30 protein-coding genes and 3 pseudogenes are annotated in these 25810 nt (G+C 41.8%); 17 read left to right on the forward strand and 16 right to left on the reverse strand.

Features of this window, described 5'->3' with window-relative positions:
- Positions 1–107: 107 nt before the first annotated feature.
- Complete coding sequence (locus ABR397_RS00615; protein WP_350304012.1) at positions 108–293, reverse strand: CcdB family protein; 186 nt, start codon at positions 291–293, stop codon at positions 108–110.
- A gap of 274 nt (positions 294–567) precedes the next feature.
- Between ABR397_RS00615 and ABR397_RS00620 the strand changes: the two genes are divergently transcribed.
- Genes ABR397_RS00620 through tssD form a run of 3 tightly spaced genes read left to right on the forward strand, consistent with a single transcriptional unit; the run spans position 568 to position 1948 of the window.
- The gene (locus tag ABR397_RS00620) at positions 568–933 is read left to right on the forward strand and encodes a tlde1 domain-containing protein (RefSeq protein WP_350304013.1); all 366 of its coding nucleotides are present in this window, start codon (positions 568–570) and stop codon (positions 931–933) included.
- Positions 930–1460, forward strand: coding sequence for a hypothetical protein (locus ABR397_RS00625; RefSeq protein ID WP_350304014.1), 531 nt, complete (start codon positions 930–932; stop codon positions 1458–1460). Before ABR397_RS00620 ends, ABR397_RS00625 begins: the two co-directional genes overlap by 4 nt.
- Positions 1461–1462: 2 nt before the next feature.
- On the forward strand, positions 1463–1948 hold the full coding sequence (gene tssD / locus ABR397_RS00630; protein WP_350304015.1) for a type VI secretion system tube protein TssD: 486 nt from the start codon (positions 1463–1465) through the stop codon (positions 1946–1948).
- Positions 1949–2105: 157 nt separating this feature from the next.
- On the opposite strand, the pseudogene hrpA reads toward tssD, so the two are convergent.
- Positions 2106–5837 (reverse strand): annotated as a pseudogene (gene hrpA / locus ABR397_RS00635) (ATP-dependent RNA helicase HrpA); the annotation flags it as partial.
- A 265-nt stretch (positions 5838–6102) separates the two neighbouring features.
- On the opposite strand from hrpA, the gene ABR397_RS00640 reads away from it, so the two are divergent.
- The 3 genes from ABR397_RS00640 to hslJ all read left to right on the forward strand — a co-directional run bounded on the left by ABR397_RS00640 (position 6103) and on the right by hslJ (position 8644).
- Positions 6103–6705, forward strand: a complete 603-nt coding sequence (locus ABR397_RS00640) for an FMN-dependent NADH-azoreductase (protein ID WP_350304016.1) — start codon at positions 6103–6105, stop codon at positions 6703–6705.
- Between the two features lie 486 nt (positions 6706–7191).
- A complete protein-coding gene (locus tag ABR397_RS00645; RefSeq protein WP_350304017.1) occupies positions 7192–8196 on the forward strand; it encodes a 2-hydroxyacid dehydrogenase in 1005 nt (334 codons plus the stop codon).
- A gap of 22 nt (positions 8197–8218) precedes the next feature.
- Entirely contained in the window at positions 8219–8644 is a 426-nt protein-coding gene (hslJ, locus tag ABR397_RS00650) for a heat shock protein HslJ (protein ID WP_350304018.1), read from the forward strand.
- Between the two features lie 127 nt (positions 8645–8771).
- Here hslJ and ABR397_RS00655 read toward each other — a convergent pair whose 3' ends face one another.
- The gene (locus ABR397_RS00655) at positions 8772–9410 is read right to left on the reverse strand and encodes a hypothetical protein (protein ID WP_350304019.1); all 639 of its coding nucleotides are present in this window, start codon (positions 9408–9410) and stop codon (positions 8772–8774) included.
- A 209-nt stretch (positions 9411–9619) separates the two neighbouring features.
- Between ABR397_RS00655 and ABR397_RS00660 the strand changes: the two genes are divergently transcribed.
- From ABR397_RS00660 to ABR397_RS00675, 4 genes and pseudogenes are all read left to right on the forward strand, one after another.
- Complete coding sequence (locus ABR397_RS00660) at positions 9620–9745, forward strand: hypothetical protein (protein WP_350304020.1); 126 nt, start codon at positions 9620–9622, stop codon at positions 9743–9745.
- Between the two features lie 34 nt (positions 9746–9779).
- A complete protein-coding gene (locus ABR397_RS00665; protein WP_350304021.1) occupies positions 9780–10025 on the forward strand; it encodes an AbrB/MazE/SpoVT family DNA-binding domain-containing protein in 246 nt (81 codons plus the stop codon).
- Positions 10025–10357 carry an endoribonuclease MazF gene (gene mazF, locus ABR397_RS00670; protein WP_350304022.1) on the forward strand — a complete coding sequence of 111 codons (333 nt, stop codon included), beginning with the start codon at positions 10025–10027 and terminating at the stop codon, positions 10355–10357. Before ABR397_RS00665 ends, mazF begins: the two co-directional genes overlap by 1 nt.
- A gap of 108 nt (positions 10358–10465) precedes the next feature.
- A pseudogene (locus ABR397_RS00675) lies at positions 10466–10630 on the forward strand (helix-turn-helix domain-containing protein); the annotation flags it as partial.
- Between the two features lie 114 nt (positions 10631–10744).
- Here ABR397_RS00675 and ABR397_RS00680 read toward each other — a convergent pair.
- The 3 genes from ABR397_RS00680 to ABR397_RS00690 form a co-directional block, all read right to left on the reverse strand.
- The gene (locus ABR397_RS00680; RefSeq protein ID WP_350304023.1) at positions 10745–11179 is read right to left on the reverse strand and encodes a YcgN family cysteine cluster protein; all 435 of its coding nucleotides are present in this window, start codon (positions 11177–11179) and stop codon (positions 10745–10747) included.
- Between the two features lie 21 nt (positions 11180–11200).
- On the reverse strand, positions 11201–11857 hold the full coding sequence (locus ABR397_RS00685) for a fumarylacetoacetate hydrolase family protein (RefSeq protein WP_350304024.1): 657 nt from the start codon (positions 11855–11857) through the stop codon (positions 11201–11203).
- Positions 11858–12029: 172 nt separating this feature from the next.
- A complete protein-coding gene (locus tag ABR397_RS00690; RefSeq protein WP_021325808.1) occupies positions 12030–12302 on the reverse strand; it encodes a YcgL domain-containing protein in 273 nt (90 codons plus the stop codon).
- A gap of 140 nt (positions 12303–12442) precedes the next feature.
- On the opposite strand from ABR397_RS00690, the gene minC reads away from it, so the two are divergent.
- From minC to minE, 3 genes are read left to right on the forward strand one after another with little or no spacing between them, the layout of a single operon-like run.
- Positions 12443–13126 carry a septum site-determining protein MinC gene (minC, locus tag ABR397_RS00695; RefSeq protein WP_350304025.1) on the forward strand — a complete coding sequence of 228 codons (684 nt, stop codon included), beginning with the start codon at positions 12443–12445 and terminating at the stop codon, positions 13124–13126.
- Positions 13127–13149: 23 nt separating this feature from the next.
- On the forward strand, positions 13150–13962 hold the full coding sequence (minD, locus tag ABR397_RS00700; RefSeq protein WP_350304026.1) for a septum site-determining protein MinD: 813 nt from the start codon (positions 13150–13152) through the stop codon (positions 13960–13962).
- 3 nt (positions 13963–13965) lie between these two features.
- The gene (gene minE, locus ABR397_RS00705) at positions 13966–14235 is read left to right on the forward strand and encodes a cell division topological specificity factor MinE (RefSeq protein ID WP_023045613.1); all 270 of its coding nucleotides are present in this window, start codon (positions 13966–13968) and stop codon (positions 14233–14235) included.
- Positions 14236–14431: 196 nt separating this feature from the next.
- Here the strand turns inward: minE and rnd are convergent, their stop codons facing one another.
- Both rnd and fadD read right to left on the reverse strand, forming a co-directional pair.
- A complete protein-coding gene (gene rnd, locus ABR397_RS00710; RefSeq protein ID WP_350304027.1) occupies positions 14432–15559 on the reverse strand; it encodes a ribonuclease D in 1128 nt (375 codons plus the stop codon).
- Between the two features lie 89 nt (positions 15560–15648).
- Complete coding sequence (gene fadD, locus ABR397_RS00715; protein ID WP_350304028.1) at positions 15649–17337, reverse strand: long-chain-fatty-acid--CoA ligase FadD; 1689 nt, start codon at positions 17335–17337, stop codon at positions 15649–15651.
- Between the two features lie 354 nt (positions 17338–17691).
- Between fadD and ABR397_RS00720 the strand changes: the two genes are divergently transcribed.
- On the forward strand, positions 17692–17988 hold the full coding sequence (locus ABR397_RS00720; RefSeq protein WP_350304029.1) for a hypothetical protein: 297 nt from the start codon (positions 17692–17694) through the stop codon (positions 17986–17988).
- A gap of 185 nt (positions 17989–18173) precedes the next feature.
- Here ABR397_RS00720 and ABR397_RS00725 read toward each other — a convergent pair whose 3' ends face one another.
- The 4 genes from ABR397_RS00725 to ABR397_RS00740 form a co-directional block, all read right to left on the reverse strand.
- Positions 18174–18755: a Slp family lipoprotein gene (locus ABR397_RS00725; protein WP_350304030.1), complete on the reverse strand. Its 582-nt coding sequence runs from the start codon at positions 18753–18755 to the stop codon at positions 18174–18176.
- Between the two features lie 112 nt (positions 18756–18867).
- Positions 18868–19563, reverse strand: coding sequence for a tRNA (adenosine(37)-N6)-threonylcarbamoyltransferase complex dimerization subunit type 1 TsaB (tsaB, locus tag ABR397_RS00730; protein WP_350304031.1), 696 nt, complete (start codon positions 19561–19563; stop codon positions 18868–18870).
- Between the two features lie 134 nt (positions 19564–19697).
- Positions 19698–19901 carry a Tn3 family transposase gene (locus ABR397_RS00735; protein WP_407072845.1) on the reverse strand — a complete coding sequence of 68 codons (204 nt, stop codon included), beginning with the start codon at positions 19899–19901 and terminating at the stop codon, positions 19698–19700.
- A 268-nt stretch (positions 19902–20169) separates the two neighbouring features.
- Positions 20170–20298 (reverse strand): hypothetical protein, encoded by a 129-nt coding sequence (locus ABR397_RS00740; protein WP_350304032.1) that lies wholly within the window; start codon positions 20296–20298, stop codon positions 20170–20172.
- A gap of 377 nt (positions 20299–20675) precedes the next feature.
- On the opposite strand from ABR397_RS00740, the gene ABR397_RS00745 reads away from it, so the two are divergent.
- Positions 20676–21071, forward strand: a complete 396-nt coding sequence (locus ABR397_RS00745; RefSeq protein WP_350304033.1) for a hypothetical protein — start codon at positions 20676–20678, stop codon at positions 21069–21071.
- Positions 21072–21074: 3 nt separating this feature from the next.
- Positions 21075–22022 carry an aspartate/ornithine carbamoyltransferase family protein gene (locus tag ABR397_RS00750; protein WP_350304034.1) on the forward strand — a complete coding sequence of 316 codons (948 nt, stop codon included), beginning with the start codon at positions 21075–21077 and terminating at the stop codon, positions 22020–22022.
- Here the strand turns inward: ABR397_RS00750 and ABR397_RS00755 are convergent.
- Positions 21995–22271: pseudogene (locus tag ABR397_RS00755) on the reverse strand (transposase); the annotation flags it as partial. The gene ABR397_RS00750 and the pseudogene ABR397_RS00755 sit on opposite strands and share 28 nt — an antisense overlap.
- 118 nt (positions 22272–22389) lie before the next feature.
- Positions 22390–24321 (reverse strand): ATP-dependent DNA helicase, encoded by a 1932-nt coding sequence (locus ABR397_RS00760; RefSeq protein WP_350304035.1) that lies wholly within the window; start codon positions 24319–24321, stop codon positions 22390–22392.
- Positions 24322–24420: 99 nt separating this feature from the next.
- Between ABR397_RS00760 and ABR397_RS00765 the strand changes: the two genes are divergently transcribed.
- A complete protein-coding gene (locus ABR397_RS00765; RefSeq protein WP_350304036.1) occupies positions 24421–24765 on the forward strand; it encodes a RidA family protein in 345 nt (114 codons plus the stop codon).
- A gap of 250 nt (positions 24766–25015) precedes the next feature.
- Here the strand turns inward: ABR397_RS00765 and mdtI are convergent, their stop codons facing one another.
- Positions 25016–25348 (reverse strand): multidrug/spermidine efflux SMR transporter subunit MdtI, encoded by a 333-nt coding sequence (mdtI, locus tag ABR397_RS00770; protein ID WP_350304037.1) that lies wholly within the window; start codon positions 25346–25348, stop codon positions 25016–25018.
- Position 25349: 1 nt separating this feature from the next.
- Positions 25350–25766, reverse strand: a complete 417-nt coding sequence (gene mdtJ, locus ABR397_RS00775) for a multidrug/spermidine efflux SMR transporter subunit MdtJ (protein ID WP_350304038.1) — start codon at positions 25764–25766, stop codon at positions 25350–25352.
- Between the last annotated feature and the right edge of the window lie 44 nt (positions 25767–25810).

Consider the following 25810-nt stretch of genomic DNA (forward strand, 5'->3'; position numbering starts at 1 on the left):
GTATTATTGTTTAATTATTTTATTTCTAGCTTGGGGATTTTTAAGATAATTGAGAGTAAGTATTAATTAATGTAAATTTCAACAAATTACGCTCACTAATTAACACACTATGCGTTAGTAATAATAGCATCAATTGCTGAAAAAATTTCCACTCGTGAAATTACAACATTATATATAAAATCTTTTTTCTTTATTTTATTGGAGTCAAGGAATGTAATAGCCGGAGCAAATACGTAATATTTATCCCCATTGATATCGACTACTGGCGTAATACATTTACGGGTTAGTTCCATTTCTCCTGTTGAAGCATCATTCCTGCACGTTCCATAAACGTGTTAATTGCCTGTATAACATTTTACGAGTTTTCTTAGCATGATTTTTTCTTCAACCATACCAAACATCTTTGACAATCTGTTTAAAAATTATCTACAAACGATATCTATTCTTAATTTATTGACTTCATAAATTAATTTACAAAAAATTTCTTTTTTTTACAATATTATGCTTTTAAAAATTCTTTTTAAGTTTAAAGTTAAATTACTTAATATTTACTGAATGGAAATAAGTATGACGTGGAAATATTCACAAAGCACTGGTGTACTAACACATAATGGTTCTTTTATTGCCAAAGGTTATAGTGGAAAAGGCGCTGGTATAAACAACCCGTCAATGCAAGATGTATATATGACAGGCCCCATTCCACAAGGCCATTATAGAATCGACGGATACAATAAACATAAAGGTCCGTATACTGTAAAATTAGTTCCCATCTTAGGAACAAACACTTATGGGCGAGGTGAATTTAGAATCCACGGAGACAGGAGCGATGGCTCATATCATCAGGCCTCCGAAGGTTGTATCGTTATAAATGGTGCAACATTGAGAAAAAGTATTGCTTCATCCAGCGATGATATATTGGTTGTAGTTCCATGAAAAAATTACTCTCAATAATAGCTTTAAACCTTTTGGCTTTTAATTCCTTTGCCGTTGAATTAAAAACAACTAATCCATATCCCAACCTGATGCCAGCACAAGTTACTGAAAAAGTAAATTCAATGGGAGTGAGGAAATTCATAATATCTACCTCACCCAATGTCGATGGCAGCACATGGGATTACATCTTATCTCATATATCAAGTGGTAATATTGAATGGCTAAGGATTGTTCCAATATTATCAACCGGTGTCGACGCGGGCTCAGCAGAAGATTTATCAACAGCCGTTGCAACCGCATTACCGAAAAACGCAAGTGGTGTATTATCTGTCCTTAATGACTCCAACGTTTCAATTAGTACTGAATCTGTGTGTTCACTACCTTTTTATCAGGGAACAGAAGCGGAGCTGAATCAATATGTCATTGATAGCATTCGTGCTTTGTATAAAAACAAAGGTGGTGGAAAATGCCTGCAAAAGCTTATTGAGACAACCGGAAATTCAAAATCATTTTCTGAAGGAGATTAACAATGTCTATTCCTCTATATATGTACATAAAAGATGACGGCAGATCTGATATTAAAGGATCAGTTGATGTTTATGGTAGAGAAGGCAGTATTGAGATCTTGGGTCTTCATCATAGTGTAAGTATCGCTAATGATGATAATACAGGAAAGTTGACTGGAACGAGGAAACACCTCCCATTTATGATTGAAAAGGAAGTGGATTCATCCTCCCCCTATCTTTATAAAGCATTAACCACGGGGCAAACATTAAAGTCAACAGAACTTAAATGGTATAAAATAGATGCTCATGGTCAAGAAAAGGAATACTTCAATACCTTAATGGAAAATGTAAAAGTGGTTAATATTGTTCCTGTCATGCTCGATATCAAGGATGTATCGAAAGAGAAATTCAATCATATGGAAATTGTTGAACTTCGCTACGAAAAAATCACTTGGAAGTACAATGATGGGAATATAGTTCATTCCGATAGCTGGAATGAAAGAGCTTAAATCCCGGAGAATAAGGCCAAAAAACATGGCCTTTCTCTTATTATTCTATCGTCCCCTCATTATAAAGTGTTTAAGTAAATATAATAGGTAGAGATATCTGGCTCAAAGATTTGTTATTACAGACTCTAAACTAAAAGAGGTAGCCTTTCTTCTTTAACTAGGAAGCAATCTGTTCCATATTCTGCAAAATACGTTTATCAGAAACCGGATATGGCGTACCCAGTTGTTGGGCAAACAAGCTGATCCTTAATTCTTCTATCATCCAACGAATCTCTTGCACCTCAGGTAACTGCTTCTGTTGCAGTGATAATTTCGCCAACCATTGCTGCCACTGCTGTTGAACATTCTCGATACGCCCCATTTGCGTCCGATCCCTGTGTGGATCAATCGCCAATTTTTCAAGGCGGCGGTCAATACCGTGCAAATAACGCAAAACATCCGGCAAACGTTTCCAGCTGTTAGCAGTGACAAATCCTTTGAAAACCAAACCAGAAAGCTGCGCTTTGATATCAGATAACGCCAGAGCCAGCGAAATATCAACCCTACCCTTAAGACGTTTATTAATAGCAAAAACAGTAGTGAGTATCTGTTCCACCTGCCTGGCAATTTCCACAACGGTATCATTCAACTCAGCCCGAACCTTATTTTGTAGTTGAATAAAAGCCTGTTCATTCCAAGCCGGCCCACCATTCCCCGCGATCAATTTATCAACGCCACAAGAGATACAATCGTCAATTAAATCCAATACCTTGCCATAGGGATTAAAATAAAGCCCCAATTTGGATTTGTTCGGCAATTTCTCATGTAAATATTTAATGGGTGAAGGAATATTTAGCAATAACAAACGACGGGTACCTTCCCACATGGCGGTCTGTTGTTCCAATTCAGTTTCAAACAATCTGATACCGATGCTCTCTTTTTCATCCACCAGCGCTGGATAGGCTTTAACGGAGTAACCTCCACGTTTTTGCTCATATCGTTCGGGTAATTCACCGAAGCTCCAAATATGCAGCCCACTCTGTTCAATACCGTCATCGGCAACAGCTGAAAGTGTCTCCTGCACTTTCTCTTTCAATCGTACTTTCAACGCAGCTAAATCTTTGCCTTCAGCGATAGTCCGGTTCTTCTCTCCTGCCACCCGGAATGTCATTTTGAGGTGATCAGGCACCTGTTCTAACTGCCAATCATCACGTGACACTGTCACACCAGTCATACGCCGTAATTCTCTCTCAAGACTATCCAACAAGGTAGATTGGGGTTGAGGTACCCGCTCCATAAATGCCTGAGCATAGTTTGGCGCCGGCACAAAATTACGACGCACCGGTTTCGGCAATGATTTAATCAGAGCGACGATAAGATCATAGCGAATACCTGGGATCTGCCAATCAAATCCTTCATTTTTAACCTGATTCAGTACCGGTAACGGAATATGGACCGTCACACCATCGGCTTCTGTGCCCGGCTCAAATTGATAACTAAGCCGTAATTTCAGTGCATCTTGATGCCAATAATTAGGATAATCCAACGCGCTGATTTTATCCGCATCACCTTTGATCAACATATTTTTTTCAAAGTTGAGCAGGTCCGGTTGCGCTCTGTTTATCTTCAGCCACCAACGATCAAAATAACCCGTAGAAACCACACTCTGAGGTATGCGTTGATCATAAAAACTGAACAGAATTTCATCATCCACCAAAATGTCACGACGGCGAGATTTATGCTCCAGCGCCTCAATTTCCTCACGTAATTTCAGATTTGCCCGGAAAAATGCATGCCGGGTTTGCCAGTCACCTTCCACCAGCGCATGACGGATAAACAATTCACGGCAAAGCATTGGATCAATTTTACTGTAATTAATCAAACGACTCGCCACAATTGGTAATCCATATAAAGTGACTTTCTCCTTAGCCATTGTCGCACCTTGCGATTTTTGCCAATGCGGTTCGCTATAATGGCGCTTCACCAGATGTGTGGCTAACGGTTCAATCCACTCAGGTTCTATCCGCGCAGCAATACGCCCCCACAAACGATTGGTTTCAACCAATTCCGCAACCATTGCCCATTTAGGCGGCTTCTTGAATAAACCGGAGCCAGGAAAAATAGAAAAACGAGCATTGCGCGCACCAGTATATTCTTGTTTATCTGTATCTTTTTGGCCGATATGCGATAACAGCCCTGAGAGTAACGAAACATGAATACTGCGATAATCTGCATCCTGACTGTTTACCGGCAGACCGACTTCCTTTACAACTTGTCGTAACTGGGTATATACGTCCTGCCATTCTCTGACTCTCAGATAGTTAAGATAATCCTGACGACAAAGCCTGCGGAATTGCGAAGAAGAAAGTTCTTTTTGCTGCTCTTTCAGGAAATCCCATAATTTCAGGAATGCAATAAAATCAGAATCTTTGTCGGCAAACCGACGATGTTTCTCATCAGAAGCCTGTTGTTTTTCCAATGGCCTCTCTCTTGGATCCTGAATAGACAGCGCAGAAGTAATTACCATCACTTCACGCACACAACCGTGATGACGGGCTTCCAGCACCATACGCGCCAACCGGGGATCAACCGGAAGTTGAGCAAGTTGACGCCCTATTAATGTCAAGCGGTAATTACCCTTCACCGTTGCGTTCTGGTCAATCGCCCCCAGTTCTTCCAAAAGCCGGACGCCATCCTGAATATTACGTTTATCAGGTGGTTGTACAAATGGAAATGCGCCAATATCCCCAAGACCAATTGATGTCATTTGCAGAATGACCGATGCCAGGTTAGTCCGCAAAATTTCCGGATCAGTAAACTCTGGCCGTGAAAGGAAATCATCTTCCGAATACAGGCGAATACAAATCCCGTCAGATACACGCCCGCAGCGTCCTTTCCGCTGATTAGCCGATGCCTGGGATATTGGTTCAATCGGCAATCGCTGGACTTTCGTTCGATAACTGTAACGACTGATACGTGCATATCCGGTATCAATCACATATTTAATTCCCGGTACAGTCAAAGACGTTTCTGCCACGTTAGTTGCCAGCACAATTCTGCGGCCTGCATGTGACTGGAAAATCCGGTTCTGATCACTGTTAGAAAGACGCGCAAACAACGGCAATACTTCGGTATGACGCAAATTCAATTTATTCAAAGCATCAGCTGTATCACGAATTTCCCGCTCACCACTCATAAAGACCAGAATATCCCCAGGCCCTTCACGGCCCAGTTCATCAACAGCATCAATAATTGCTTCAAGCTGATCCCGCTCTCCATCACTGTCTTCGGCTATTACAGGCCGATAACGCACCTCTACCGGATAAGTTCGGCCTGAAACTTCAATAATGGGTGCATGATGAAAATGACGGGAAAAACGTTCAGGATCAATAGTCGCTGAAGTGATGATGACTTTCAGATCAGGGCGTTTTGGCAATAGCTGACGCAAGTATCCCAGAATAAAATCAATATTCAGACTACGTTCATGCGCTTCATCAATAATGAGCGTGTCATACTGTTTAAGCAGCCGGTCATTTTGCAGTTCCGCCAGCAAAATACCATCTGTCATCAGCTTAACCAGCGTATTATCACTTACATGATCACTGAAACGGACTTTATAACCTACAGCTGAACCCACTGAGGTTTCCAATTCTTCCGCCAGGCGATTGGCGACCGCGCGAGCAGCCAGCCGACGGGGTTGAGTATGACCAATCAATCCTTTTATTCCCCTGCCCAATTCAAGGCAAATTTTGGGGATCTGCGTTGTTTTACCCGAGCCGGTTTCGCCAGCAATAATCACAACCTGATGATCACGAATAGCTTTGTAGATATCATCTTTCTTCTGGCTGACAGGCAAGTTTTCTGGATATTTGATTGTTGGACAAACAGCCTGACGATTAATGATTTTCTGAGACTCTTTCACCTTATCTTAGTCCTTAGTGACTTATTACTTTGCTGATTAGTCAGTTTTTGCTGATGATATAGTAGCATATCCTATTTATTGGCAATAATTTCAGCGGGTATTCCTGCTGCTGTTATCAACACGGATAAATGTTATTCAATAAATTTGAACTCTAATCTCTAAATATTGATCTATTACCAGAAGATAATAACTCATAGAATAGCTGTATTGCGATTAACAAGTGAACGAACAAAAGTTAATTTAAGGAATAAAAATGAGTAAAGTTCTGGTTCTGAAATCCAGCATTATGGCGCAGCATTCATACACTAGCCAAATGGCAGATTTCTTTATTGAAAAATGGCAAGCCAACCATGCTGACGATAGCATCACAATACGTGATCTGGCTGCACAACCTATTCCTGTTCTGGATAACGAGCTGGTTCATGCATTACGCCCAAAAGATAATGAAATGACAGCCCGTCAGAAAGAGGTATTAGCGTTATCTGATGAACTTATTGCGGAATTGCAGGATCATGACATCATTGTTATCACTGCACCTATGTACAATCTTCATATTCCAACCCAACTGAAAAACTATTTTGACTTAATAGCCCGTGCCGGCGTCACTTTCCGTTATACCGAGAATGGTCCTGAAGGTCTGATAAAAAGCAAACGCGCAATTATCCTGACTAGTCGTGGGGGAATTCATAAAGATGGACCCAGTGATCTATTAGTACCTTATTTGCGCCTGTTCCTCGGCTTTATTGGTCTTACTGATATGGAATTTGTGTTTGTTGAAGGTGTAGGATTAAGTCCTGATGCTGCAAATCAAGCGCAACAAACTGCCCGCGAAATTCTGGAAAAAATGACTGCCTGATAATTACACTCTATTCATACATTACCTATATATTATACTGCTGCATTTTGCGCACCCTCCCGGTGCGCTTTTATTTCTTCAACCATGTAGTCCCTTATCGATATGTGTATCAGAACACCCTATTTCTCTGAGGTAACCAGAGACCCTGGATAACCAATAGAGAATAGAAAACCAGGCCGTCAGCCAGCAACACCAACGAACGGCATCAGAACCATAATGAATATTTTTAACACTTTGATTATCAAATCATTGCCTCTCCTTATTAAACCTTAGATCGGTTACTTCTATTGTTATTCCATAATTTAGTAGATACATCTCAAACTAAGATATTGATTATTAAGAGAATTTTATTGAAGATATAGGGAAGCAACCAGCAATACCCTTATAGCGTTACTTAATTTATCGGTTTATTTAAACCTTTACGTCAGCAATAATTTAAGTCCTAAACAATTTATTAGCTACTTAAATTATGACGGAGATAATTCCATGAAATTAGTCGTTTACAGTACCAAACAGTATGATCATAAACATCTGGAGCTGGTTAATCAGAAGCTCGGGTTTGATTATGATTTTGAGTTTTTCGATTTTCCTCTTAGCCCAAAAACCGCCAAAAATGCTATCGGTGCAGATGCTGTTTGTATTTTCGTTAACGATAATGCTGATCGTGAAGTGCTTGAAGAATTAGCTGGAATGAATATAAAAATCCTCGCACTACGTTGTGCAGGTTTTAATAATGTCGATTTGGACGCAGCTAAAGAATTGGGCATTCAGGTTGTACGGGTTCCAGCTTACTCTCCAGAAGCTGTTGCTGAACATACTATTGGGTTAATCCTGTGCTTAAACCGCCGTATTCACCGTGCTTATCAACGCACCCGTGACGCCAATTTCTCTCTTGATGGCTTAATTGGTTTCAATATGCACAACCGTACAGCGGGAATTATTGGAACAGGTAAGATTGGTATCGCAACGCTACGTATTCTTAACGGGTTTGGTATGCGCCTATTAGCCTGTGATCCATACCCTAATCAAGCTGTTTTGGATCTCGGGGCTGAATATGTCGATCTGGATACACTGTATGCGCAATCTGATGTGATATCCCTTCATTGCCCGCTGACATCAGAAAACTATCATCTGCTGGATGAACTTGCTTTCAGCAAAATGAAAAACGGCGTCATGATCGTCAATACCAGCCGTGGCGCTTTGATTGATTCCGCAGCCGCTATTAACGCATTAAAGCAGCAAAAAATTGGCGCTCTGGGTATGGACGTTTATGAAAATGAACGCGACCTTTTCTTTGAAGACAAATCTAATGACGTGATTCAGGATGATATTTTTCGTCGCTTGTCTTCATGTCATAACGTGCTGTTTACCGGTCATCAGGCATTTCTGACAGAAGAAGCCTTGACCAGTATCAGTGAAACTACGCTGAGAAATATCCAGCAATTAATCAACGGGAAAAATTGCCCGAATATTGTTAGTAAGTACCCTTAAAATAATATATTAGGAGATTAATATGAAAAAAATACTACCTTTGGCAACTGCGACTTTATTGTTAGCCACATTCCAAACCTCAGCGACAGAAAACGTGTCAGTCGATGATTTACTACATCACAGATTTGTTCTGATGAGTGTTAATGGCGAAAGCTCGAAAAATCAAGAGGGTCGCGTACCCTCCATTGAATTCGGTGAAAAACTGCACATCTCCGGTTCCATGTGCAATAACTTTATGGGTCAGGGTAAGCTGAAAAATGGTGTACTGACAGTTAAAAACCTGGCCAGCACTCAGATGCTTTGCTCTGATGATAAGCTGAACAAATGGGATTACCTGATTGGTAAAGTATTAGCTGATGGAGTCAAAGTCACGCTGAAAGATCAAAAGCTGATCCTGTCCAATCATGACAATAAACTGGTTTATAAACTGAAGGATAGTGTCCAATAATCAGAAAGTCAGTTAATTTCAGGTGCCGGAAAGCGCTTTCCGGCACTTCCAGAACAAGAAAAAGCCGCAACTAAGCGGCGTGTGTGGCAAAACCCATAAGAAGTTAGAACTGTTTTCTATTAATTCACTATTTATTAGGAAGCCTAATCTTGGAAATAATGGCTAACCTATCCATATAATATTCTGCATCGCCCCACAACCAACTCTGCTCTTTACCAACATCATCTTCAGTTAAGATATTTCTCAGTTCACAAGTCATAACATCATAACCGTAAACATAAAGCCCAAACTGTAATGCTTCATACATTCGAGCTTGCCAAAAAGAGATATCGTCTACTATTTGATTGACGTTCGAGGCAGCGACATCATGGGTTCTAATCAGATAGTGAAAAAAGATTTTAGCTGCTAAATCACTTAACCCCGCTTTATGTTTTGGTTTCTTTGTTCTCCACACAAGAGTTTGCGACGCAGGACGACAGTTAAGCACCAAGTCATTCATCACAATCACTTTGTTGTAATAAACAACTTCCTTAGCGTCATCGCTGAGTAGCGCCAATTCAAAATGGGGCTCATCTATATCCAAATCTAACCGGCTATCAATTCTAACCAATCGGTAGCCTGGTGGAAGAATGAGTTCATCCACGTCATTCACAATATCAGTACCAGAGGAATCAAAAACATCATGCAGAGTCCGGTTGAGCTCTGGCTCATTCAGGTGGCTGAAATCATTGGTAATTTTTTCTATGTTTTCCGAATGTCTTGGCATATTTTATGCTCCCTCTAATAAACCACAGGTTTAATTACCTTTAGGTAATAGTATAGATGCAATTATATACAATCAACCTTTAGTTTATTTTCGGTGGATGAGAGCATAAAAACTGTGGGGCATTTAGCCACTTTAACGTATAAGTATTCATGGGCCGATAATGGGTAATAGTCCGGTTGAGTTGCCCATTTTACCGCTAAGTAACTCAAGTGCCAAAAAGCCGGTTTCTGGATGAGGCAATCACCGATCTGCTGGCGAAACGTGGATGTCCTGTCACGAAAGAAGATCTCGATAACCGTATCAACAAAGTTGACACCCCATCTAAAGACGGATAAAGTATCATCATTGTTGATACATGAGGTATAGAAAATGGCTCACGTTGTGGTTAAAAAATGGGGTAACAGCCCTTCGGTTCGTCTGCCCGTTGCCATCATGCAGGCAGTCTCGCTTAACGTAGACGATACTGTTGATATTGCTGTTGAAAATGGGCGCATTGTGATTATTCCTGTTAAAGCAAAAGAGTATTCGCTTGATACGCTGTTGGCAGGGATCACATCTGAAAATATTCATGACCGGGTAGATTTCGGTAAACCAGTCGGCAAGGAGCTACTCTGATGGTTTCTCGCTTTGTCCCGGATGAGGGAGACATTATCTGGATTGATCTCGATCCCGTTGCCGGACATGAGCAGGGGGGGCATCGCCCCGCAGTGGTATTAAGTCCATTTAGTTATAATAACAAAGTAGGTTTATTACTTTGTGTTCCCTGCACCACTAAATCCAAGGATTACCCTTTTGAGGTTGAGATATCTGGGGAACGGGAAGGTGTCGCTTTAGCCGATCAAGTTACCTGCGTTGACTGGCGAGCGCGAAAAGTCGCCAAAAAAGGAACCGTCAGCGGATCTGAGCTTGCTGATATCAGAGCAAAAGCAAAAGCGCTGATTGGATAATCAGGTGTATTAGTCGCGACTTGATCTGACACTGGACCTTGAAAGGTTGAGAGTTACCGGTTTTGATATGGGTGCCTGATCCTTAATACAAAATACGAGGTAACTATCATGCTTCACACTAACAATCCCATTATTAAACACAAAGCCGGCTTGCTCAATCTGGCCGAAGGACTCGGTAACGTATCAAAAGCCTGTAAAATCATGGGGGTGTCGCGCGACACGTTCTATCGTTATCAGGAGCTGGCTGAAGAAGGCTATATTGATGCGCTTTACGGCAGGATAATTGAAACTGGGGCAGAAATCGCGGGCCTTAGTGAATATGCCCCATTAGTGCCCCATCAATCAACTGCGGAAGAAAAATTTATTTAATATCAATATGTAATACCATCACGCCGGCTTATTAATGATATGGTCTTCCCATTCCACAACATCAATTTCCCGCACAGCGATATGCCTGACAGAGATTCTTTCGCTATGCATTGCTGATTTAGAACCTCTAATTAGTGGATGCCAAGGTAACAATGTCTTCCCCTCTGCAAGCAAACGATATGCACAAGTCATTGGCAACCATTCAAATGTTGGCAAATTGTAGCGGGTCAGTTTGATACAGTCCGGCTCATATCTAAAACGGTCTTCATAATTTTTGCATTGACAGGTTCTTATATTGAGTTGATTACAGGCAACGTTAGTAAAATAAATTTCATCGGTATCATCATCCATTAATTTATGCAGACAGCATTGTCCACAGCCATCACATAACGATTCCCATTCTTTGTCCGTCATCTGATCCAGGGTTTTTACCTGCCAGAAAGGTTGAGACATAACTTCTGCTATTCCTTATATTCAAATCACCCTTGTAGTGAGTACATTATCATTCAAAGTAATCTTTAATACATCACCGGATTCCAGCGCTCCGACGCCTTCAGGCGTCCCGGTAAGAATCACATCTCCTGGCCGCAAAGTGAAAAAGTGAGACATATAACTGATCAGAGGAATGATAGGGGTCAACATGTCATTGGTATTACCGTTCTGCCGTAATTCATCATTGACCGTCAATGAGAGCCGGGCATTTTGTGGATCGCCAAAACTGCTCATCCGAATGAACCCAGATATCGGACAAGAACCATCAAACGCCTTACTTTTTTCCCACGGCTGACCTGCTTTCTTGAATTTGGACTGCAAATCACGCAAGGTAAGATCCAATGCGACAGCAAAACCGGCGATCGCGATGCCAACACGCTCTTGATTTGCTTGTTTCAGCTGTGTACCAATCAATACAGCCAGTTCAACTTCATGATGAACAGCGCCAAAATCTTTTGGAATCGCAATCGGTTGATGTATATCACACAGTGCAGTTTCCGGTTTAATAAAAATGAGCGGCTCTTCCGCTGGCTGAAAACCCATTTCTTTAACATGCTTAGCATAATTACTGCCAACGCAAACAACTTTATTAACTGGAAGATCCAGTAATGCGCCCTGCCAGTCTCTGTGCTGATACATACTCATTCCTCACTCTGGTTTATCAGGCATGCCTCTGATTATAGCATTTATGCGCCACCCTATCAGCCATAACTCAACATAAATGGGAAAAAACACCATACCCGTTAATATTACAGTGGTTAATAAAACTGCAATAACGGTTAATTTCACTCACCAAATCTTCGGATTTTTCTTATTTTTTCATCTGTTCCAGATGTGCATTCATTAAATTTTCGGCCGGGGGTGGGATTTGCAGGTAAAAACCCTGTTCAATTAACGATATTTTTACTTTTTCTATATCAGCACCCGCCAGTTTCTTTCTGTCTGCCAGGGAAATCATCATTGCGTATTGGGGCTGACCAAAACTTCTTAGTAACTCTTCAGGAACACGAGAAAAATTATCTCTTTTTTCAACATAAAGATATGTTTGCTCCCGTTTAGGACTTCTGTAGATCACACAAATCATTATAATAAACTCTTTTAAATTAAGACCACGACTTGCTTGAATAATTTAGTAATTATAACATGCTTATTGTATTTCGAAATATCGTATCCCAGATGTTGTTCTGGGGGGATCTCAAATTTGCTGAATCTGAGTCAGGATAGATGTCACAGTCGCCAATTGAGCTAAAAGGCAGTAATTTTACGCTTTCAGTTGTTCATTTACACAATGACCAACCGGAAATTATCCTACAGGCCCTACAGGAAAAAGTGGAACAAGCACCGGATTTCCTGAAAAATGCGCCTGTTGTCATTAATATCTCCGCTCTGCCGGCAGGCGCTGATCTGAAAGCGCTGCATCACGCTATTGATTCAGCAGGATTCCGGGTTGTCGGAATTAGCGGTTGCCGTGATGAGCAGCAACGCAGAGCGGTAATAAAAGCCGATTTACCATTGCTGAATGAAGGCAAAAAACAAAAAGCTTCGGCACAGGAAAATAAACCAACAGAACCTACTGTAAAAAAAACCCGCATAATTAATTTACCTGTTCGCTCAGGGCAAAGAATTTATGCGCAAGGCAGTGATCTTATTGTCACCAGTAATGTCAGTGCCGGTGCCGAATTGATTGCAGACGGCAATATTCATATCTATGGCATGATGCGTGGCCGGGCATTAGCCGGCGCATCTGGCGATCAGGAATGTTTAGTTTTTTGCACCCATTTAAACGCTGAACTCATCTCTATAGCCGGACAATATTGGCTCGGCGATAAAATCCCGACTGAATTAGCAGGAAAAGCCGCAAAACTTAGCCTGGTAAATAATGAATTAACTATTGAACCTTTAATCTAGCCCTTTTAATAAGGAATCGCTTCATGGCACGCATTATTGTTGTTACATCAGGTAAAGGTGGCGTTGGCAAAACCACTTCAAGCGCGGCCATTGCTACCGGCCTTGCCCAAAGAGGTAAAAAAACCGTTGTTATCGATTTTGATATCGGTTTGCGTAACCTCGATCTGATTATGGGATGTGAACGCCGCGTAGTTTATGACTTCGTGAACGTTATCCAAGGTGACGTCTCGCTTAATCAGGCATTAATCAAAGATAAAAGAACCGAGAATCTTTACATCTTGCCGGCATCGCAAACCCGCGATAAAGACGCGCTCACTTCTGAAGGTGTTGAGAAAGTTTTGGTCGATCTGGATAAACAAGGTTTTGATTTTATTATCTGTGATTCCCCGGCAGGGATTGAAAGTGGTGCGTTGATAGCACTCTACTTTGCTGATGAAGCGATTATCACAACGAACCCTGAAGTCTCTTCTGTACGTGATTCAGATCGTATTCTGGGTATTCTGGCTTCTAAATCGCGACGTGCTGAACGCGGTGAAGATCCCATTAAAGAGCATTTGCTACTAACTCGCTATAACCCAGGCCGGGTAAGCCGTGGTGATATGCTCAGTATGGAAGATGTTCTGGAGATATTATGCATTCCTTTACTTGGTGTTATTCCTGAAGATCAATCTGTACTGCGTTCATCCAACCAAGGGGAACCCGTCATTCTGGATACGGAATCCGATGCAGGAAAAGCGTATACAGATACTGTTGAGCGTTTATTGGGGGAAGAACGTCCTTTCCGTTTTATTGAAGAAGAGAAGAAGGGCTTCTTAAAACGCCTATTTGGGGGATAAAACATGGCCTTGCTAGATTTCTTCCTGTCGAGAAAAAAAACGACAGCAAATATCGCTAAAGAACGCCTGCAAATCATCGTGGCAGAGCGTCGCCGTGGTGATTCTGAACCGGCTTACCTGCCTGACATGAAACGGGATATCTTGGCGGTAATCTGTAAGTATATACAAGTAGATCCTGAGATGCTCTCGGTACAATTTGAGCAGAAAGGTGATGATATTTCTGTGCTGGAGCTTAATATAACGCTACCTGAGACAGAAGAAGCTCAGAAGTAACGTGGGTAAACCGAGCTGTTTTATCATTAATCACCATCAAAGTGATCAAACTCATTATGTGACTGTCTGAGATGGGGTAACCCTAAACGGGGCCCCCGCTCTTTCATGCTTTAGTCTGACATCAGAATGACTGTTCTGCGCCCTGTCAAGAGTTTACAGTGGTTTTTGCTAAAGCAGCGCTCTCATCTAATTTTAGTTAATCAGGATAGTTCGCCAGAATCTCTACGACTGGCCCTGCCAGCAATTCTCCCCGCCATCCACTAAGCAGTTCAGGTTTGCCATTTAATTGCTTCAATTTCCAGTGAACACTGAGTAACTGATTAATCTGACGACGAGATGCCAGTAATTCAGAATTAAACCGATGCTGTTCACTTACCTGATTAATCAGCGCCTTAATATCCTTAAACGCTTTACGATAACCAGGTTGATCAATCAGATTTGTCACCAGCGGAGGGCATTCACTTTCTGGGATATTTCCGCTTTCGGCAACCATTGCCAACAGACGGCGTCCATGACAGCGAATCTCCTGCCCACTTAACCCCAGCGCATCCAATTCTGCCAAAGAGGTTGGCATATAACGCGCCACCTGCCATAAGTTTTCTTCACGAATAACAAAGTTCACAGCTAAATCACGCTCTCTGGCCTGATTCAAACGCCATGCAGCCATTTTTTTTAAACACGCAAGCTGTTGAGGGCGTAATTGACAGATATTGCCTATCTGTTTATAAGCGCATTCCGGTGTCAATATCTCTTTGCGACGTCGGCTAATAAGCTCACACTCACCCATTGCAGCTTTCATATACCCAGCCTGCTCCGTCGCAGTCATCAGAATATCAGCCAAAGGCAGCAGATAATAAACATCCGCCGCTGCATATTCACACTGCTTTTCACTTAACGGACGAGCAAGCCAGTCGGTGCGAGATTCGCTTTTATCCAACTCGACCTGGAGATATTCAGCCACCAGCGCGGCAAAACCACATGACAGAGGGTGTCCGATAAACGCAGCCAAAACCTGAGTATCAATCATGGGTTCCGGCAAGCATTGAAAAGCATTCAAAAAAACTTCCAAATCCTCACTGCCAGCATGTAACAGCTTCAATATCTGAGGATGGGTAATTAATTCACGAAAAGGTTGCCAGTTAGTGATATTAAGTGGATCTATCAGAGAAAGCTGTTCGCCATCATACAGTTGTATCAAACCTAATTGTGGGTAATACGTCCGCGTGCGTACAAATTCAGTATCTAATGCTACTTTTGAGTATTCTTTTGCTCTTTCGCAGACTTGTTGCAACTGAGCATCTGTGGTGATCAACTGATAATTCAAAACATAGTTCTCTTAGCCATTTCATGGAATAAGCACGACAACGCCGGCTGAAACCGGCGTTGTCGTGCTTATAATTATTATGAAAAGGATCAGGCTATAGCTGCATTCCTAACCTTTTCTTCTTCATCACGCAGTTCTCTGCGAAGAATTTTACCTACATTAGATTTAGGTAATTCATCCCGGAACTCAATGATCTTAGGTACTTTATACCCTGTCAGATAACGCCGGCAATGCGTTTTAAGTTCATCCTTGGTCAAACTAGGATCTCTTCGAACCACAAACACTTTGACAGTTTCACCGGAACTTTCACTTGATACGCCAATTGCTGCTGACTCTAGCACTTTCGGGTGAGCTGATACAACATCTTCAACTTCATTAGGATACACATTAAAACCAGAAACCAAAATCATATCTTTTTTGCGGTCTACGATATGAATAAAACCTTGTTCATTAACATTAGCAATATCACCTGTCGCTACCCAACCATCTTTCAAAACTTCCTCTGTCGCATCATGGCGATTCCAGTAACCAACCATAACCTGTGGGCCACGGACCCACAATTCCCCTTGCTGACCTATCGGCACTTCATCACCGTCATCATCTACGAGTTTAATTTCAGTTGAAGATACTGGAAAACCAATACTGCCAGTATAATGGTTCACGTTATAAGGATTACAGGACACTAATGGTGAACATTCTGTCAGGCCATAGCCTTCAAGCAGAGGCCTTCCTGTTACTTCCGCCCATCTCTCAGCAACCGCCTTCTGTACTGGCATACCACCACCAACAACGAGACGTAACGAGGAAAAATCAAGCTTCCTAAATTCTTCATTATTCAACCAAGCGTTAAACAACGTATTCACCCCAGTTACAGAAGTGAACGGGTAGCGGCTCAACTCTTTGGCTGTACCGGCAATATCACGCGGGTTAGTGATCAGAAGATTGCATCCCCCCAGGTAAATAAGCAGCAAACAGTTTACCAATAATGCAAATATGTGATAGAGAGGCAACGCAGTGACTATCAGTTCCTGACCAGAATGCAGTAACGGTGAATAAACCGCTTTTGACTGTTCAAGATTTGCCAGAATATTACGGTGCGTCAACATAGCACCCTTAGCTACGCCGGTAGTGCCGCCAGTATATTGCAGAAAAGCCAAATCAGCGCCGTTAATATCCGGTTTTACATATTGCATGCGATAGCCTTTGTGTATCGCACTACGGAATGAGATGGCATCAGGCAGGTTATACTTCGGTACCAGTCGTTTGATATATTTCACAGCAAAATCAACCAACGTACCTTTAGGACGGGATAGCTGATCGCCCACACGCGTCAAAATAACATGCTTAACTTCGGTATTAAAAACGATCTTTTCTAGTGTATGAGCAAAGTTGGACACAATCACAATAGCTGAAGTGCCGCTGTCATTAAGCTGATGTTCAAGTTCGCGTGGCGTATACATCGGGTTTACATTTACTACAACCATACCTGCACGCAAAACACCAAACAGTGCAACAGGATATTGCAACAAGTTCGGCATCATCAGTGCAACACGATCCCCTTTGTTTAATCCCAAACCATTTTGCAAATAAGCAGCAAATGCTCGACTACGCTCTTCCAGCTTACGGAAGGTCATAATCTCACCCATATTGATGTACGCAGGTTGATCTGCATAGTGCGCTACAGCATTTTCAAACATCTCAACCAATGATGCATAACGATCCGGGTCAATTTCCGCAGGAACATCCGCCGGATAATGTTTTAGCCAGACTTTCTCCAAGGTAGTACTCCTGAAATTTCAATTGCTATGTTATCACTCGCCTAATAAATAACGCACGCTTTGTTTTAACAAATTATTAACTCAGCGTACCAGTGTAAAAAAAGAAACATTGTTCAGGTTGAGATACACATCACTAATTTCATGTTAATCCTTACATACAAAAAACAAAGAGAACTGTGTCGTCTGTAAATTATTTTTTATAATCAGTATATTATTGCCATAATTAACATTTAACTTAGTTGCTATTGATTATACATTGACCTATCTATTTTCGTTTAAGATAGCATTTTTGGAACAGCATTTATTACTTTCATCTATTCCAATACATTATTAAAAAACTAGGGATAATAAAATATGACTATAAACAACATGACGGTCAGAATGGGAAACCATGAAGATAGTGCTGTTATTAACAATATAGAGCTACAAGCGGCTTGTCTTTTTCCAGACGAATTACTGCCGAAAGCACTCTGTGATAAAACCCTGCCTCTGTATGAAATTAAATCAGCCATCCAGGAACAGCAGCTTTGGATCGCTGAAATTGATCAAAAACAGGTTGGATTTGCCCTGATCTTATACCAAGCCGCAAATTATATGACAAATTTGGTTTTGTCTTACTGGAATCAGATGATATTCCTGATGAATTACTGAAAATTCTGGCCGAGGAAGTTACTGCGGGTTTAGGTACAAGGATTGCGATGAAACTCACGATAAAATCAAAGAAATAGTGACATGGATCACCGCCACATAAGAGCGGCGGCTCCGACCAAGAAATAAAGTTACAATGTCACAAATTACACATTAACAAAATAACAGCTCTCGGTACTGAAATGACCTTACTCAATCAAAATAGTCTCAACAGGCACCGAGCCAAGATAATATCCATCCCATCCCCAACCTGAATAATAGGGATAACCGTAATAGTTCCACGGCCCCGGACCAGAAGGCATCAATACCCGTTGAGCAATCCTCCAACGCTGATAACCCGTGACATTAATCACAACATAAGCGTAATCCGCCTTGCCAATTTTCCCCTTCTCTACACCCATAACCGGGCCAACGACAGTGACGTAATTTCCTTTAAAGTCGTTGGGATCAAGGAAATTATTAACATAAGCATAAATACGGCCGACGGAAGGCTCATGCAATCTCGGGCTGGCATCGGATGCTAAGGGTAATGACGATATTTCCAAGCGAGTACGGTTATTTTCATTCACCACATCAAGCACCTTACCACCAAATCTCCCTTCCTGGCCGATGAACAGATCAGGTGTATTCTTAACAAAAAGCAGATCCTGAACTGGCGTTGGTGATGTTCCCTTGACCGAATCAGGAATAGTGGCACAACCTGTAAGCATGACAGCACCTAACAAAATTGCCGCTTTAAAACCAGTCCGGCAGTTTATTACTCTTAACATAACTACCTTCTCCTGAAAATTGGCCTAATAACGATGTTTGAAATAACCATATGTTTAAAATAATGATGTCTATTAGATACTTTCTTTTACTATAAGTTTCATCAACCGATACTTAACGACCCGGTAATTTTTTCCAGGTCACTTCATTACGCAAATAGATCGGTTCAGCATGTTCTACGGCTGTCATCTCACCGTTCTGCCACATCTGTACAGCCAGAGGTAACATATCTTCAGCATGAGGTAATGTGATATCGCTGTCAGTCAGTATTAAGTGACTGGTCATCAACTGAGGATAAGCCTGCCAACCGGTTCCGGCAATGGCCCACCTGCCATTTAATGAAGCCATGATCGCCTGAACCTGTTCCGGTTTCAGCACCGCTTCCGTTTCACTCCCTTGCCATTCACCTTTCTGATCACGGGTATATTGGCCCCAGTAAACTTCGCCCATCCTGGCATCAATAGCCGTTAATACTTGAGTTGCCCCAGCCAGACGAAAAACACCTTGAGCCATTGTATTAAGCGTTGAAACCCCAATAACCGGCAGTTCAGCTCCCAGAGCCAAACCCTGAGCAATACCAACGCCAATACGTACACCGGTAAAACTACCTGGCCCACGGCCAAAAGCCAAAGCATCAAGTTGCTGTAAACTGATACCCGATTCAGCCAGAACAGACTGAACCATAGGTAAAATACGTTGTGTGTGTTCACGTGGAGAAATTTCAAACTGTGCCAGAACGGCGCCATCATTCCAAAGAGCAACAGAACAGGCTTCCGTTGCAGTATCAATAGCCAGAATTCGTGTAGACATGCCTTAACCTCGGCAAGAAATATGATTCGAAATAAGGCGCTATATTATCATAGCCTAGCCTGTTTTACCCAGTTGGCAACCATAAGAAAGCTATTACTCCTCGCCACATGTACAACACAAGGTTCAGGGTTCACTCACGTTACGGCCTGCATATTCACTGAATCACTAAAATAATCTTTTGAAGGACAATAAAACATGACATCACTCCAGTTTCTCATTCGGGGAAAAAATTTTATTCCGAGCAGATATGCCAGAACAAAAACAGGCTCACTCTGCCCCTGAATCTCCTGCATGTAATGTATCACGTTGATAGGCGGATTTATTAAGTAATAAAGCATCAATAATATAAGCAGCCTCCAAGACTCCACAGGATATAAAATGACTGAATAATAGTTCAATAATACGAAGGTATATGAAGATTTGACTCGCTGGGTTTTGTGACTATAATCAGTTACAAAAGGAGGCGTGTTAATAGGGAAGTTGGAAAAATTGAAAATCAGTTTTTTTCAGAGTCAAAAAACGCTTGCATGATCTGAACTGATTTCATTAATTAACCTGCTGGACTATGAAAAAGGTATGACAACAAATTCCTTTGCCAATAAAGCGCTAGAAAGCGAAATTAATAAATATACAGGCCAGCATTGAACTATATTGTCGCACCGGTAAATCCAGCAATGTCTGATAACCCGCAGTACAGCGCCCCACCATGCTGCTACGTGGTCTTATCAATTTCATCCGAAAGGGTCACACTTAGCATTCCATGACCATGCAGGCAAAATGGAGACGTTGAGTTTGATTTTTTATGTTTTCATGGATGGCTTCGATACGTATATCATGAAGCCAGTTTTCAAAGAAGTTGTATTCATCGGTAAACGATCACCAGAATCAAAGGCAAAGTCATCAATTACCACCTAGTACGGATTATCCGGGAAACTTATCCCGCCCTCACCGTCAACGTCGTAATTTTTGCAAATGTAAAATTGATGACGACACCACGAATAGCAACTTTAAGTTACATTATTGAAAATAGCTAACAATATTATTAATACTTTAAATATATATAATTTAATCATTTAATCATTTAATCATTTATAACAAAAAGAGGAATTAACATGTCAGAAACAAAAAGTTATACCGACTTGGCGCGAGAGGCATTTAATGAAATTGTTCCTATTTATTGGGATAATAATGATTATCTAAAAAAATTAATTGAGCATAAGGAGTTTTCTTTTTTATCTCTTATCCTTCTAAATGAGCTTAAAAAGGTTGGTTTTTTTGATAAAAATGTACCTCAGTTCAACTGTAATATTAGCAGTAACTTTCACAATAGCATGCTTCTTACAGAAAATTCGGATGTCGGTCTATTTTGGAGGATTGGTAGTTTTATTACTGTTCCTATTATAGGTGCAGCTATGGACTATCAAAACTCTGCCTACACTATTTTGCTTGGTGGTCTTTTCATTATCGTTCTTTTTATATCTATCATTAATATGAAAGTCCGGAGGTGAGTTATGATATCTGTGCAAAATTTTTTTCTAAAAGATAACCTTCTCTCTATTAAATCATTAGATTTAGACACTATAATGAATATTATAGAGCTGGCTCAGAATTTTAAAGTATCAAAGCCTGATAAAAAAATAAAAAAAAGAAATGAAGATATCCTTGTTGCTTCACTTTTTTTTCAGGCCAGTACAAGAACTCGCCTCAGCTTTGAAAGCGCAGCCAACCGTCTTGGTGCAAAAATTATAGGTTTTGCTGATGGCGAGTCAAGCCGTTCTGGTTCAAGCTGGAATGAAAAATTTACGGATACGGCACAAATGATCAATGCATATGCCGATATTGCCATTATGCGCCATGACAAAGTTGAGCCTGTGTATAACTATTGTATAAAAAGCCGCCTTCCTGTTATAAATGCGGGAAATGGTGAAGGATTAAATGCAGAGCATCCAACGCAGGCTTTGCTTGATATTTTTACCATTCATCAATCTTTCCCTCTTCATAAACCATTAACTTTATTATTATGCTGTCATCCCTCTTCCCGATCAGCGCGCTCCCTTCTCTTTTGTATAGCTATATTTCACAATATAAAATTATTACTTTGCACTGAAGATAATTGTAAACTTTTACCAGAAGACGAAACGTACCTTCGTCAAGCTGGCGTCACCTACGAATATCTCCGTAACATAAAAGAGGGGTTGTATAATGCGGATGTTATTTATATGGCGGGTTATAAAGAAACAGCAGATCATTTACCCGATTCCAATTTAATGCTTACTCCTGATCTACTTTCATACTTACATCCCCGCGCCATAATTATGCATCCTCTTCCGCGAGGTTATGAGCTTCCTTATGAGTTAGATAATTCAGTACATTGTGCTTACTTTTCTCAAGCTGAGAACGGAGTTTTTGTTAGAATGGCCATTCTCCAAGGTTACTTCAACGTTATTGGGGGACAATAAGGATTCGTGCGTAAACACGAAGAGGTTTGGTGGTAGTTGGTCAGGCGGCGATCACCGAACTCGATGATAAAGCAGCTCAGCGGCATCGTCCATTTCTGCGATGCCGTCTGGATGACCAACCACACCACCTTTTTCACCGAGTCGTCTGTAACGGGAACACTTTGTGCTTTTTGATAGTATGCCGGACACACTGTTCAGCGATTCGATGGCGTTGGTGGTGTAGATCACCTTGATGATGTCGAGAGCATAAAAAACATGGGGCAACCATTTAAGCGCTTCCCTCGGACAGCCGTTCTGAATGGCCTTTTTCAATCAGATAACCCTAGGATCATAGTTTCATAATTGTTCGCTCAATCAGCAGATATAATTAATCTTTCCTACCGGAACTCTTCAGAGATTGCCGGGCTTGAAGAAAGGCAACGGCTTTTGTCAAATCACGGGTTCGTGGTGAAGGCGGCAAACTGTTAAGAAACACTTCACCATAAGGACGCATCACCAAACGGTTATCACAAATCACAACCACACCATAATCATCGACATCACGAATAAGCCGCCCGACCCCCTGTTTCAGGCTAATGACCGCATCTGGCAACTGAACTTCATTAAATGCATCACCGCCTTTAAGCTGACAATCTTCAATACGGGCTTTTAACAGCGGATCATCCGGCGCTGTAAAAGGCAGCTTATCAATAATGACACAGGAAAGCGCATCCCCCCGCACATCCACACCTTCCCAAAAACTGCTGGTTGCCACCAATAGCGCGTTCCCAGCAGAAATAAACTGAGAAAGTAACTGGCCTTTACTGGTTTCACCCTGAACCAAAACCGGTAACGTCATGCTGGCCCGGAACTCTTCTGCCAAACTGCGCATCATCTGGTGTGACGTACATAAAAAGAAACAGCGACCCTTATTAGTTTCAATCAGCGGTTTAAGCATTCTCGCCAGCCATTTTGCACTACCAGGCTGATTCGGTGACGGCAGATGACGAGGAACACAAAGCAGCGTCTGACTTTGATAATCAAATGGACTTGGCAACAATAAAGTTTTCGCTTCTTTTAGTCCAAGCCGTTCGGTGAAGTGTGAAAGCTGTTCGTTGACAGATAATGTAGCTGACGTAAAAACCCAGCAGCCTGATTGCTCATTAATAATTTCACTGAATTTGTCAGAGACAGACAGAGGTGTTAACGCCAGAAGAAAATGGCGACCATAACTTTCAAACCAATAACTGTAACCGGGGATAGTCACATCTTTCAGGCGCTTAAGACGGTTACGATAAATTGTCGCCCGTTCAAAAGCCGCATCCAGCATAACTGAACGCCCCAGCGACAATTTCATCACGTCATAACAAAGTTCAAGTGCGTCATCAAGCAATACCAGCGCCCGTTGCACCTGCGGATTTTGCAACAGCTCCCGCAAATTCCCCCGATAACCATTCTCCCCCAATGCCAACCGGAAATCCTGTGTGCTTTGACTCAGACGATCCGCACTCTTCTGTAACTGAGCTTGATCCCGTACTTCCGTGCGATACGCCATAATGATGTCTCGGGAGAGATCCAACAGTTGGCGGCTACTTAACTGCTGACCAAAATACTGGCTGGCAATATCGGGAATCTGGTGCGCCTCATCAAATATCTTCACTTCTGTTTGTGGGATCAACTCACCAAATCCGGTCTCTTTCACAACCATATCCGCCATAAACAGATGATGGTTGACGACAATAACATCCGCATCCATTGCCCGGCGACGCGCTTTCAAAACAAAGCACTCCTGATAACGCGGACAATCACTGCCAAGGCAATTATCGTTAGTACTGGTGACCAAAGGCCAAACCTGGCTGTCTTCCGCTATCTGATGACAGGTGCTGATATCACCCTCTTCAGTTTGTGAAGACCAGCTTCTCAACCGGACGATATCTGACAGAATGTCTGCTTCCAGCTGTCCCCCGCCAAACGACTGCTGTTCCAGCCGTTCCAGACAAAGATAATTCGAACGACCCTTTAACAGCGCCAGTTTACCGGTGAAATTAATTGCTTCAGCGACAGTCGGCAAATCACGATTATAAAGCTGATCCTGCAATGCCTTAGAACCTGTAGAAATAATCACTTTTTGCCCAGAACGCAATGCAGGCGCCAGATAAGCAAATGTCTTACCTGTTCCTGTGCCTGCTTCTACAACCAATTGTTGATGGTTTTTAATCGCACATTCAATAGCAGTTGCCATTTCTCTTTGAGCATCGCGGGGTTTGAAACCTTTTATTGCTTTGGCAAGGGAACCGTTTTTCGCAAAATCGTCTGACACAAACTGTCTCTTTCAATAGAATGGATGGAGATTATGCCAATACTGTGTTCTGATCACCACCCAAAATCAGGCACATGGCAGTTAACTTAAGGAGTATCCATGACAATTGAGCGTATTGATCCACAGGATCGCTGGTCCGAAGCTGTGGTTTACAATAAGACAATTTATTACACCAGCATACCGGAGAATCTGGATGGTGATATTACTGAGCAAACGGCAGATGCACTGGCCGCGATTGATATCATGCTACAACGCCTCGGTTCTGATAAAAGCAAAATTATCGATGCCACCATTTTTCTGGCTGATGGAGACGAATTTGCCGGCATGAACGCCGCCTGGGATGCATGGGTTGTGGCAGGAAGTGCGCCTGTACGCTGCACAATTGCAGCTAAGTTAATGAATCCAAAATACAAAGTCGAGATGAAAATTATCGCAGGCATTTAACATTCATTCCGGGATATTTTCTATCACTGCTTTTATAAGTTGATCACCTAGAAATAAGTTGATCACCTAGAAGCGATTGAGAATATCCATTGAATTTTCCTTCCATATCTTGCACTTTTAATGACCATCATAATGGTCATTAAAGTCATTAAAGACCAGCATAAAAGTCAAAAGCAGGAAGAATGACATCGCTTAAACAAAGCTCAGATTATTATAAATTAATCAATTAGAATCCGAGCCACGCTTACGGCTACGCCATCTTAATCATCACCATCCCGAGCAACAGCAAAACAATACCGCCCCAACCTTTACAATTCAGACGTTGATTAAACATAACCCAGCCGGCAGCAATCGTGGCGATAATACCGAACGCGCCCCACAAAGCATAAGCGATGGAAAGTTCGATTCCCTCCACTGCCTGGGCAAGCGCACTGAATGCCCCAAGAACAGCAACCAGTGAGAAAACCCCCACCCAACGGTGTCTAAAACCATCAGACAGTTTCAATAAAATATTCGCTAAAATTTCCAACATGACAGCAAGAAACAGGAACGCAGCATGCCACCATTCAAATTGTTGCAGCATGTTATGCCTCCTTAATTTTACTGTTTTTAGTTACAGCGACATCAACAGCTTTGTCTGCCATCTTTTTAACTGCCTCAGTCGATTTTTTGACTACCGCTTTTTTAGTCCCGGATTTAATCAGCATAATCCCTGTCACCAGCAGAGCCAGACCGCCCACTTTCATCAACGACAGTGATTCATCAAACCACATTACACTAAAAACAGTAATAAACAGGATACCAATCCCTTCCCACAACGCATACGCAACACCCAGCGCAACTTTTTTCACGGCCATTGCCAGCAAAATATAGGATGTAGCGATCATGACATACATCACTGCCATGCCCCCCATCCCACCTGAAACGCTGGCGTGTTTCATCGACAAAGTACCGATAACTTCGGTGACGATTGCCATTGCAAGGAATAACCAGTAAATCATTTTCTTTCTCCTGAACACGCAAATACGCACGTCAAGACGCAAGC

Origin of the sequence: Photorhabdus viridis (genome assembly GCF_040256935.1) — a bacterium.
Taxonomy (GTDB): domain Bacteria; phylum Pseudomonadota; class Gammaproteobacteria; order Enterobacterales; family Enterobacteriaceae; genus Photorhabdus; species Photorhabdus viridis.

What these genes read in the sequence shown, in the direction of transcription:
- ABR397_RS00615 (WP_350304012.1), bottom strand. Translation starts at nt 293, where the DNA reads ATGGAACTAACCCGTAAATGTATTACGCCAGTAGTCGATATCAATGGG.
- ABR397_RS00620 (WP_350304013.1), top strand. Translation starts at nt 568, where the DNA reads ATGACGTGGAAATATTCACAAAGCACTGGTGTACTAACACATAATGGT.
- ABR397_RS00625 (WP_350304014.1), top strand. Translation starts at nt 930, where the DNA reads ATGAAAAAATTACTCTCAATAATAGCTTTAAACCTTTTGGCTTTTAAT.
- tssD (WP_350304015.1), top strand. Translation starts at nt 1,463, where the DNA reads ATGTCTATTCCTCTATATATGTACATAAAAGATGACGGCAGATCTGAT.
- ABR397_RS00640 (WP_350304016.1), top strand. Translation starts at nt 6,103, where the DNA reads ATGAGTAAAGTTCTGGTTCTGAAATCCAGCATTATGGCGCAGCATTCA.
- ABR397_RS00645 (WP_350304017.1), top strand. Translation starts at nt 7,192, where the DNA reads ATGAAATTAGTCGTTTACAGTACCAAACAGTATGATCATAAACATCTG.
- hslJ (WP_350304018.1), top strand. Translation starts at nt 8,219, where the DNA reads ATGAAAAAAATACTACCTTTGGCAACTGCGACTTTATTGTTAGCCACA.
- ABR397_RS00655 (WP_350304019.1), bottom strand. Translation starts at nt 9,410, where the DNA reads ATGCCAAGACATTCGGAAAACATAGAAAAAATTACCAATGATTTCAGC.
- ABR397_RS00665 (WP_350304021.1), top strand. Translation starts at nt 9,780, where the DNA reads ATGGCTCACGTTGTGGTTAAAAAATGGGGTAACAGCCCTTCGGTTCGT.
- mazF (WP_350304022.1), top strand. Translation starts at nt 10,025, where the DNA reads ATGGTTTCTCGCTTTGTCCCGGATGAGGGAGACATTATCTGGATTGAT.
- ABR397_RS00680 (WP_350304023.1), bottom strand. Translation starts at nt 11,179, where the DNA reads ATGTCTCAACCTTTCTGGCAGGTAAAAACCCTGGATCAGATGACGGAC.
- ABR397_RS00685 (WP_350304024.1), bottom strand. Translation starts at nt 11,857, where the DNA reads ATGTATCAGCACAGAGACTGGCAGGGCGCATTACTGGATCTTCCAGTT.
- ABR397_RS00690 (WP_021325808.1), bottom strand. Translation starts at nt 12,302, where the DNA reads ATGATTTGTGTGATCTACAGAAGTCCTAAACGGGAGCAAACATATCTT.
- minC (WP_350304025.1), top strand. Translation starts at nt 12,443, where the DNA reads ATGTCACAGTCGCCAATTGAGCTAAAAGGCAGTAATTTTACGCTTTCA.
- minD (WP_350304026.1), top strand. Translation starts at nt 13,150, where the DNA reads ATGGCACGCATTATTGTTGTTACATCAGGTAAAGGTGGCGTTGGCAAA.
- minE (WP_023045613.1), top strand. Translation starts at nt 13,966, where the DNA reads ATGGCCTTGCTAGATTTCTTCCTGTCGAGAAAAAAAACGACAGCAAAT.
- ABR397_RS00720 (WP_350304029.1), top strand. Translation starts at nt 17,692, where the DNA reads ATGACTATAAACAACATGACGGTCAGAATGGGAAACCATGAAGATAGT.
- ABR397_RS00725 (WP_350304030.1), bottom strand. Translation starts at nt 18,755, where the DNA reads ATGTTAAGAGTAATAAACTGCCGGACTGGTTTTAAAGCGGCAATTTTG.
- tsaB (WP_350304031.1), bottom strand. Translation starts at nt 19,563, where the DNA reads ATGTCTACACGAATTCTGGCTATTGATACTGCAACGGAAGCCTGTTCT.
- ABR397_RS00735 (WP_407072845.1), bottom strand. Translation starts at nt 19,901, where the DNA reads ATGCTTTATTACTTAATAAATCCGCCTATCAACGTGATACATTACATG.
- ABR397_RS00740 (WP_350304032.1), bottom strand. Translation starts at nt 20,298, where the DNA reads ATGAAATTGATAAGACCACGTAGCAGCATGGTGGGGCGCTGTACTGCG.
- ABR397_RS00745 (WP_350304033.1), top strand. Translation starts at nt 20,676, where the DNA reads ATGTCAGAAACAAAAAGTTATACCGACTTGGCGCGAGAGGCATTTAAT.
- ABR397_RS00750 (WP_350304034.1), top strand. Translation starts at nt 21,075, where the DNA reads ATGATATCTGTGCAAAATTTTTTTCTAAAAGATAACCTTCTCTCTATT.
- ABR397_RS00765 (WP_350304036.1), top strand. Translation starts at nt 24,421, where the DNA reads ATGACAATTGAGCGTATTGATCCACAGGATCGCTGGTCCGAAGCTGTG.
- mdtI (WP_350304037.1), bottom strand. Translation starts at nt 25,348, where the DNA reads ATGCTGCAACAATTTGAATGGTGGCATGCTGCGTTCCTGTTTCTTGCT.
- mdtJ (WP_350304038.1), bottom strand. Translation starts at nt 25,766, where the DNA reads ATGATTTACTGGTTATTCCTTGCAATGGCAATCGTCACCGAAGTTATC.